Source organism: Simplicispira sp. (genome assembly GCF_028687295.1).
Classification (GTDB): Bacteria; Pseudomonadota; Gammaproteobacteria; order Burkholderiales; family Burkholderiaceae_C; genus Simplicispira; species Simplicispira metamorpha.
In genome coordinates, this window is sequence record NZ_JAQUAL010000154.1 from 1 (window position 1) to 7860 (window position 7860).

The window sequence follows — 7860 nt, forward strand, 5'->3', positions numbered from 1 at the left end:
GGCCAGCACCGCCTGGGTCATGAAACCCTGGGTCTGTGTGCTGGGCTCCAGCAGTGCCAGGCCAGCGCGCTGTTGCGTGATCTGGGCCAGCTCGAACAGCGCGCCATTGAGGATGCGCACCAGTACCTCACCCGCACGGGCACGCTCTGCCTCAGGCACGTTGACCTCCATGAAAGCAGAGACTGCGGGCAGCCCACCCTGGTACTTGCCATCCTCCCCCACACCACCGGCAAACAAGGCCAGCGCCCGCGTTGCCGACTGGGTCAACTGCTCGACCAGTTCGGTGCGCGAGGCATCCACTGCCTGTGCCACATAGCGGCGCACGGCCAGTTCGCGTGCGGCAGGATCGTTGAGTGCTGCACGCAAACGAATGAAGCCATCCAGACTGCCCTGGGCATCGGCAGGCACACGCAGGTAACGGAAAGGCTCGGCCTGGCTGTCGCGCACACCCAGCAGGAACATCGCCGGGCCGCCATCGCCCATGTCGATGGGCAGCATATAGTTGTGGAACTCACGGGCCTGGCCAGCGGCATCGCGCAGCTTGTAGCCAATGCTGGGGCCTACGTTGCGCAATTCTTTTTGTGTCACGGTCTTGTTGGCGGCCCCCAGACGGGCGTCAATGGACTGGCGCAAATCCACCTTGCGCACGTCCACACCCGAAGCCGGGCTGCTGCCATTGGCAAAATTTTCGACGTTGATGGTGCGCAGCGAGGTCAGCTCCAGTGTCAAGGTATCGCTGCCCGCACCCTTGATCAGCTGCGAGGTTCCGCCAATCGTGCCCTCCACCTTGAACGGTTGCGCACCCACTGCCATGGGCAGCGCCTGCAAGCGCACCGATGAGCCGCCATCGTCAAAGCTGGACTGGTAAATCTCCACACCTTTGTAGCTGGCCGGATGATTGACTTCAATGCGCGCTGGCGTGACCTCGCCCGTGGCTTTGTCGTGGATCATGATTTCGCTGGCAAACAGCTTGGGCATGCCCGTGGAGTAGTGCTCAACGATGAATTTCTTCAGCTCAATGGCAAAGGGCAACTCTTGCAAAAGGATGCCATCGGATTGGCTCAGAATGGCGGTGCTGGACTGCGTGCCCTCGGCCACCAGCAGGTTGCCACGGAAGGTGGGGTTGCGCTCGCTCAGGCGGTGCTGGGGCGCCACATCGGAAATCAAACCACCACCGTTGTAGGGCACCTTGCCGTTGAACCACATTTGCGCGCGCACGATCAGGTCACCATCGAGCAGACCGCCAATGCACACCAGCACAATGGCGCTGTGTGCAGCGATGTAGCCGATTTTGTTGGCCGCACCCGCCTTGGCGGCCACCATCCAGCCAGTGCCAGCACCTGCGGGGGTATCGCGCTGCTGCAACTTCACCTTCCAGCCACCACCCACCAGCATCTGACCGATGCGCTGGGCCTCGGTGGCGGCATCGCCTGCCAGCTCTGCCTGCGCTTTGTGGTGGAAAGCGCTGAGGTTCTTCTCGCGGATGTTTTCTTTGTACGTCTTCAGATCGGTCAGGATTTTGGGCGTACTGCGCGCAATGCACAGCGACGTGCTGGTGACCAAAAACGCCAGAATCAGCAAGAACCACCAGGCGCTGTACACCGCATTGAGCTTGAGCGCGGCAAACAGCTCGGCCCAGAACGGCCCGAACTGGTTGACGTAATTGACAGCAGGCTCGTGCTGCTTGAGCACCGTACCAATCACCGAGGCGATGCAGATCACCGTCAGCAGCGCGATGGCAAAGCGCATGGAGGCCAGCAACTCCATGCTGGCACGCAGAGCCTGCGAGCCCGCGCGGGAGCGAACGCCTTGGGAAGAATCAGACATGGACAAGGATGGTACGGAGCCGAAATAAAAAGAGGCGGGCCATCTGGAGGATGGGCCCGCCTGTCTTGGGGTCTGTTGCTGGCGGTTGGTTCCGCACCACCGTGCTCTGCAATGGCAGAGCGTGGCGCGGGCGACGTCCGGATATCAGCGCAGCCCGGCGATGTAGTCCGACACCGCCTTGATTTCGCGGTCATTGAGCTTGGCGGCCACACCGGTCATCTGGGCACTGTTGGTGCGCACACCATCGCGGAACTGCACCAGCTGGGCAGCGGTGTAGTCGGCGTGCTGGCCGCTCAGGCGAGGGTATTGGCCGGGAATGCCAGCGCCATTGGGGCTGTGGCAACCAGCGCAGGCGGCGATGTTGCGATCGGCAATACCGCCACGGTAAATACGCTCACCGAGTTTGACGAGCTCTTTGTCTTTGGCAAAGCCGGGCGCTGCGGGCTTGGTGGCCACCCACCAAGCGATGTTCTTCATGTCTGCATCGGTCAGCGTGGCGGCGAAGCCTTGCATGATCGCGTTGGCGCGCTTGCCAGACTTGAATTCTTGCAGCTGCTTGACCAGGTACTCAGGGTGCTGTTGTGCCAGCTTGGGGTTGGCGGCGATGGTGGAATTGCCGTCGGCTGCATGGCAGGCAACGCAGACAGCGGCATAGCTGGCCTCGCCTTTTGCCAGATCAGGCTTGGCCGGACTGGCTGCCTGGGACAAGGCAGGGAAAGCGGGAGCTGCCAGCGCGGCAGCCATGAGCAAGGAGGCGAGCAACTTCATATCAGGGACTTGTTGGTGGTGGCGCAAAACCACGCGATTCTACAATGCGACTCCATCGTCCCTGATTTGCCCATGACCCCCCCTCTTTCCGTGCCCGCCGCCGACGGCGCCCCCACCGCCCCCGACGCCCGCACCGCCATGGGCTGGATGCACACCGCGCGCTTTCTGACCACCGCAGCGCAACTGCACCAGTTGCCCGTCATTGACGTGCCCGAAATCGCCTTTGTCGGCCGCTCCAACGCGGGCAAATCCTCCTGCATCAACACGCTGACGCAGCAAAAACAGCTGGCTTTTGCGTCCAAAAAACCAGGGCGCACGCAGCACATCAATTTGTTCTCGCTGGGCCGCCAGGGCATTACCGACGCCGTACTGGCCGATCTGCCCGGCTACGGCTACGCCGCCGTGTCGCGCTCGGACAAAATGCGCTGGCAGCAGGTGATGGTCAATTATTTGGTCAGCCGCGAGAGCCTCACGGGCATCGTGCTGCTGTGCGATCCGCGCCTGGGCCTGACCGAACTGGACGAGGCCCTGCTCGAAGTGGTGCGCCCGCGTGTCGAAGAGGGACTGAAGTTTCTGGTGCTGCTGACCAAAGCCGACAAACTCACGCGCGCAGAACAGGCCAAAGCGCTGTCGATCGCCCGGCTGCAAACGGGCGGCGGCGAGGTGCGGATGTTCTCCGCGCTGAAAAAACAAGGCGTGGACGAAGCCGCGCAACTGCTGTGGCAGTGGGCACACCCAGCGGTGGCTGCGCAGCCCGAGGCACTCGCCACCGATGCCGCCAGCGAGGCCGCCGAGGCCGAGCCGCCCGCGCTGGATTGAGCGCGTTTGCGCCCCTGGCCGGGCGCACCATTGCTATTTAAACAATAGCTGCTTGCGCATACTGCGCAAGGGCTGGAAGCATTTTTTATCTAAACGCCTCCTGAGCGCCTGCTGCCCGCCAGTCAGCCAGCCATAAACTCCTGAATTGATAGCTGCTTGCGCCCACCCAGCAAGCGCTGGAGCCTGATTTGGTTAATACACCGAAGGCTCACCCGGTGGCCTGGTCTTGAAGCGTTTGTGAACCCAGTAATACTGGCCCGGTATGGGGTTGATGTAGCGCTCCAACTCGCGATTCATGCGCGCGGTATCAAAGGCCACGTCGTCGGTGGGAAAGTGCTCCCAGGCGGGGGTGATTTCGGCCACATAGCCCTCGGGCGTCAGGCGCGTGACCATGCCCACCACCTTGGCCCGGCCCAGCCGCGCAAACCGCGACAGCGACGGCACCGTGGCCGCCTGCATGCCGTAGAAGGGCACGAAGATGGACTCGTTCGGCCCAAAATCCATGTCGGGCAGCAAATACAGCAACCCGCCCTTGCGCAGGCTGGAGATGATGGGCTTGACGCCATCGGCGCGGTTGAGCATGCGCACATCACCAAAACGCTGGCGCCCGCGCATAAACCAAGCGTCTAGCGCCGGGTTCGGGTGGGTGGAGAAAATCGAGGTGAACGCCCGCGTGGTGTGCAAAGGCAGCGCCAAGCCACCCGCATCCATGCCATAAAAGTGCGGCGCAAAAATGATGGTGGGCGTGTCGCCATCGAGCTCGTGCAGCGCGCCTTGCAGCTTGACGCGGCGCAGCACCACCTCGCGCGGCGCCGACCACAGCCAGCTGCGGTCGAGAAAAGTCTGGCAAAACACCACGAACGCCTCGCGCGCCCAAGCGCGGTGCTGGGCTGGGCTGGCCTGCGGAAAGCACAGCGCCAGGTTGCGCAATGCAATCTTGCGCCGGGGCACCACCAGCACGAACAGAATGCGCCCCAGCACCCAGCCTAGCCCCCGCAGCACCGGCAATGGCAGGTACGCCAGCAGGCCCATGAGCCACACGCCCAAGCGCCCGCTCACGCTGCCACCCCGGTGGCGGTTTCGGTGCGCGGCTGCTTGTAGCGGCCATAGCCCCACAAATACTGCTGCGGGCACTGGCGAATCAGCTGCTCCATGGCCTGGTTGATCTGGCCTACGGCAGCTTCCAGTGCCGCATCCAGCGGCGCAGGCAGGGGCTCAAAGTGGGCCACATAGCCACGCCCCCAGGGCAGGCGCTCGCAGCGCACCAGCACCACGGCAGCGCCGGTTTGCTGGGCCAGGCGTGCGGCCAAGGTCATGGTGTAGGCGTTTTTGCCAAACACGGGCGACCACAGGCCCTGGCCCTCGGGCGGCACCTGGTCGGGCAGCAGGCCCACGGCCTCGCCCCGGCGCAGCGCCTTGATCATCTGGCGCACGCCCGCCAGCGTGGTCGGCACAGCCTGCATGCCGGGGCGGTCGCGCGCGGTTTCCATGACCCTGGCCAGCCAGGGCTGGCGTGCCGGGCGGTACAGCACGGTGATGGGGCCATGCTGTGCGCTCCAGCGGCGCGCAGCGGCCTGGGCCGACAGCTCAAAGCAACCCAGGTGCGGCGTCAGGTAAATGATGCCGCGCCCAGCGGCGTAAGCGCGCTCCACGCAGTCCTCGCCCACCAGGCGGCACGGCGGCGGCGCGCCCAGCCACAGGCGCGGCAGCTCGGCCACCATGCGCCCGGCGTGGGCCACGGCGGCGCGCACATCGGCAAAGCGGTAGCCCGCCAGCGCAGCGTTGTCGATGAAGCGGCGTCGGTACGTGGGCGATGCGGCAAACGTCACCCAGCCCATGGCAGCGCCCAGCGCGTGCAACAGCCACAGGGGAAATACGGAAAAGAGCCGAAAAACGACGGGCATTAGAATAGAGGGGTCGCTGAGTTAAATGAGCAACTTGCAGGGCGACGTTAAACAAAGCTGCTAAAGCGTTCGCCGAAAGCTCCTGTAGCCGAGGGCAACGCCCCACTTGCCAAGACACAGGAGTTTATTCAAATGGCGAACGACTTTCTCTTCACTTCCGAATCCGTCTCTGAAGGCCACCCCGACAAGGTGGCAGACCAAATCTCGGATGCCATCCTCGACGCCATCCTGGCGCAAGACCCCAGCGCCCGCGTCGCCGCCGAGACGCTGACCAACACCGGTCTGGTGGTGCTGGCAGGCGAAATCACCGCCAAGCCCGGCGTCAACGTGGATTACATCCAGGTGGCGCGTGACACCATCAAGCGCATCGGCTACGACAACACCGAATACGGCATCGACTACAAAGGCTGCGCCGTGCTCGTGGCCTACGACAAGCAAAGCAGCGACATCGCCCAGGGCGTGGACCATGCGTCAGACGACCACCTGAACACCGGCGCTGGCGACCAGGGCCTGATGTTCGGCTACGCCTGCGACGAAACCCCCGAGCTGATGCCCGCGCCCATCTACTACGCGCACCGCCTGGTCGAGCGCCAGGCCCAGCTGCGCAAAGATGGCCGCCTGCCCTTCCTGCGCCCCGACGCCAAGAGCCAGGTCACGCTGCGCTATGTCGATGGCAAGCCGCACAGCATTGACACCGTGGTGCTCTCGACCCAGCACGCGCCCGAGATGAGCCTGGGCGACAAGATGAAGCCCGAGTTCTATGAGGCCATCCGCGAAGAAATCATCCGCCCCGTGCTGCCTATCGAGTGGCTGACGGCGGACACCCAATACCTCATCAACCCCACCGGCCGCTTCGTCATCGGCGGCCCGCAAGGCGACTGCGGCCTGACCGGGCGCAAGATCATCGTGGACACCTACGGCGGTGCCTGCCCGCACGGTGGCGGTGCCTTCAGTGGCAAAGACCCAACCAAGGTGGACCGCAGCGCCGCCTACGCCGCCCGCTATGTGGCCAAGAACATCGTCGCTGCGGGCATTGCCCGCCAGTGCCAGATTCAGGTGGCCTATGCCATTGGTGTGGCCCGTCCGATGAACATCACCGTGTACACCGAGGGCACCGGCCTGATCCCCGACGCGCAGATCGCCCAACTGGTGCAGGAGCACTTTGACCTGCGCCCCAAGGGCATCATCCAGATGCTGGATCTGCTGCGCCCGATCTACCAAAAAACCGCTGCCTACGGCCACTTTGGCCGCGACGAACCCGAGTTCACCTGGGAGCGCACGGACAAAGCGGCAGTGCTGCGCGCGGCTGCGGGCCTGTAAAGACCCCGAGCACACCCCCTTGGCGGCAGCACCACCGCCAGGGGTTTTTTTGAAGTAAAAAGTGGCTCCAGCCCAATAGGGGTGCGCGCGAGCAGCTCACTTTTCTGATGCTTACCAAGGCCTTGCCAGGCCCGCCACATGTACGACACCGCCATCCTCATCGGCCGCTTCGAGCCAGTCCATCATGGCCACCTGGCGCTGCTGCGGCGTGCCCTGGACAGCGCCCGCCAAACCATCGTGGTGATGGGATCGGCTTGGCAAGTGCGTTCACCCAAAAACCCGTTCACCTGGCAAGAGCGCGCAGCCATGCTGTGCGACGCCCTGCCCGAAGCCGACCGCGCGCGCCTGCATGTGCTGCCGGTGCGCGACTACTACAACGAAGCGCGCTGGGTGCAGGCTGTGCGCGCCAGTGTGGCGCAGCAGGTGCCAGCCAACGCGCGCATCGGCCTGGTAGGCCACTTCAAGGACGCCACCAGCAGCTACCTCAGCGCGTTTCCGGGCTGGACACTGATCCCCATGGAGCGCCAGGGCAGCATCGACGCCACCACCATCCGCAACGCCTACTTTGGCGCCACGCCCGCCACCGCCACAGCAGCGCTGGCACCGCTGGCCGACCAGATCCCCGCCAGCACCCTGACCGCCCTGGGCACCTTTGCCCAGCAAACCGAATACACCACGCTGCAAGAAGAGTGGCGCGTGCTGCGTGCGCACCGCCAGTCCTGGGCCAATGCCCCCTACCCGCCCGTGTTTGTCACTGTGGACGCGGTGCTGCGTTGCCGCAACCAAGTGCTGCTGATCCGACGCGCCCACGCACCCGGCAAGGGCCAACTGGCCGTGCCCGGCGGCTTCATTGAACAGCGTGAAACGCTCTGGCAATCGTGCCTGCGTGAGCTGGCCGAAGAAACCCACTGCGCCGTGTCCGAGGCGCAACTGCGCAGCGCGCTGCAATCGGTGGCCGTGTTTGACCACCCCGACCGCAGCCAGCGCGGGCGCACCATCACGCACGCGCACTACTTTGACCTGGGCGATATGCCCCTGCCTGCCGTGCAGGCCGACGACGATGCGCTACAGGCGCAGTGGGTGCCCGTTGCCCATCTGGCCGCCCTGGAAGACCGGTTTTTTGAAGACCACTTCCATATGCTCGACCACTTTCTGGGGCTTACGCAGGGTCGCTGAGCGCTGCCGCCACGGCGGCTTCGACCCGATCGCGCCCCTTGGCCTT

Annotated in this window: 7 protein-coding genes; 3 read left to right on the forward strand and 4 right to left on the reverse strand. The window is 64.4% G+C overall.

All coding sequences use genetic code 11. The annotated features are described in order from the left end of the window. Positions 1-1827, reverse strand: a 1827-nt coding sequence (locus PHX69_RS13880) for a cytochrome c biogenesis protein ResB (protein WP_288044433.1), incomplete at its 3' end; no start/stop codon positions are given. A 144-nt stretch (positions 1828-1971) separates the two neighbouring features. Further along, the gene (locus PHX69_RS13885; protein WP_119014432.1) at positions 1972-2595 is read right to left on the reverse strand and encodes a c-type cytochrome; all 624 of its coding nucleotides are present in this window, start codon (positions 2593-2595) and stop codon (positions 1972-1974) included. Positions 2596-2667: 72 nt separating this feature from the next. On the opposite strand from PHX69_RS13885, the gene yihA reads away from it, so the two are divergent. After that, positions 2668-3414: a ribosome biogenesis GTP-binding protein YihA/YsxC gene (gene yihA, locus PHX69_RS13890; protein ID WP_288044434.1), complete on the forward strand. Its 747-nt coding sequence runs from the start codon at positions 2668-2670 to the stop codon at positions 3412-3414. 192 nt (positions 3415-3606) lie between these two features. On the opposite strand, the gene PHX69_RS13895 is transcribed toward yihA, so the two are convergent. Both PHX69_RS13895 and PHX69_RS13900 read right to left on the reverse strand, forming a co-directional pair. Further along, positions 3607-4473 carry a lysophospholipid acyltransferase family protein gene (locus PHX69_RS13895; RefSeq protein ID WP_288044436.1) on the reverse strand — a complete coding sequence of 289 codons (867 nt, stop codon included), beginning with the start codon at positions 4471-4473 and terminating at the stop codon, positions 3607-3609. Further along, a complete protein-coding gene (locus tag PHX69_RS13900; protein ID WP_288044438.1) occupies positions 4470-5318 on the reverse strand; it encodes a lysophospholipid acyltransferase family protein in 849 nt (282 codons plus the stop codon). Before PHX69_RS13900 ends, PHX69_RS13895 begins: the two co-directional genes overlap by 4 nt. Before the next feature lie 132 nt (positions 5319-5450). Between PHX69_RS13900 and metK the strand changes: the two genes are divergently transcribed. Both metK and PHX69_RS13910 read left to right on the forward strand, forming a co-directional pair. Beyond that, positions 5451-6638: a methionine adenosyltransferase gene (gene metK / locus PHX69_RS13905; RefSeq protein ID WP_288044440.1), complete on the forward strand. Its 1188-nt coding sequence runs from the start codon at positions 5451-5453 to the stop codon at positions 6636-6638. Between the two features lie 138 nt (positions 6639-6776). Further along, entirely contained in the window at positions 6777-7814 is a 1038-nt protein-coding gene (locus PHX69_RS13910) for a bifunctional nicotinamide-nucleotide adenylyltransferase/Nudix hydroxylase (protein WP_288044442.1), read from the forward strand. Positions 7815-7860 lie beyond the last annotated feature (46 nt).

What these genes read in the sequence shown, in the direction of transcription:
- PHX69_RS13885 (WP_119014432.1), bottom strand. Translation starts at nt 2,595, where the DNA reads ATGAAGTTGCTCGCCTCCTTGCTCATGGCTGCCGCGCTGGCAGCTCCC.
- yihA (WP_288044434.1), top strand. Translation starts at nt 2,668, where the DNA reads ATGACCCCCCCTCTTTCCGTGCCCGCCGCCGACGGCGCCCCCACCGCC.
- PHX69_RS13900 (WP_288044438.1), bottom strand. Translation starts at nt 5,318, where the DNA reads ATGCCCGTCGTTTTTCGGCTCTTTTCCGTATTTCCCCTGTGGCTGTTG.
- metK (WP_288044440.1), top strand. Translation starts at nt 5,451, where the DNA reads ATGGCGAACGACTTTCTCTTCACTTCCGAATCCGTCTCTGAAGGCCAC.
- PHX69_RS13910 (WP_288044442.1), top strand. Translation starts at nt 6,777, where the DNA reads ATGTACGACACCGCCATCCTCATCGGCCGCTTCGAGCCAGTCCATCAT.